Origin of the sequence: Isachenkonia alkalipeptolytica (assembly GCF_009910325.1) — a bacterium.
GTDB classification, from domain to species: domain Bacteria; phylum Bacillota; class Clostridia; order Peptostreptococcales; family T1SED10-28; genus Isachenkonia; species Isachenkonia alkalipeptolytica.
This window is the reverse complement of sequence record NZ_SUMG01000065.1, coordinates 1-682: the sequence shown is the minus strand read 5'-3', so window position 1 is coordinate 682 and position 682 is coordinate 1. Positions and strand designations below refer to the sequence as shown.

Sequence of the window (682 nt, the reverse complement as noted above, 5' to 3'; positions counted from 1 at the left end):
GGGGGGGGGGGAAAGAAGAAGAAGGAAGAAGAGAGAGGGAAGGGGGAAGGGAGGGAAGAAGGGGGAGAGGAAGAGAGGAAGAAGGAGGGAGGAAAGAAGAAGAAAGGAAAAGAGGAGGGAGAAGAAAGAGAAAAAGGAAAAAAAAAAAAAGGGGAAAGAAGAGAGAAAGGAGAGGAAAGAAAAGAAAAAAGAAAAGGAAAAGAAAGAAAGAAGAGGAAAAAGGAGAGAAGAAAGAAAAAAAAAGGAAAAAAAAAAGGAAGGAAGGGAAGGAGGGGAGGAAGGGGGGGAAGGAGAAGAAGAAAAGGGAAAAAAGAGGGAGGGGGAAGAAGAAGAAAAAAGGGAAAAAAGAGGGGAGAAGAAAAGAAAAGAAAAAAAGAGAGGAAGAAAAAAGGGAGGGGAAAGAAGAGGAAAGGAGGGGGGAAGAGAGGGGAAGGAAAGGGAAAAGGGGAAGGGGAGGAAGAAAAAGGAGGAAAGGAGAAGGAAGAGGAAAAAAGGGAAGAAAAGGGGAGAGGAGGGAAAAAAAGAAGGGGAAAGGGAAAAGGAGAGGAAAAAAGAAGAAGAGGAAGGGAAGGAGAAGGGAAGAAGAAAAAGAGAGAAGGGGAAAAAAAAGAGAGGGAGAAAAGGGGGAAAGAGGAAGGGGAGAGAGAAAAAAGGAAGGACGGTGCCTGGCAGTGGCACCCTG

At 45.2% G+C, this 682-nt stretch carries 1 protein-coding gene; it reads left to right on the top strand.

What is annotated here, in order from left to right:
* Positions 1–682 (top strand): hypothetical protein (locus ISALK_RS15685; protein WP_201756932.1); only part of this gene is annotated, 682 nt, incomplete at both ends.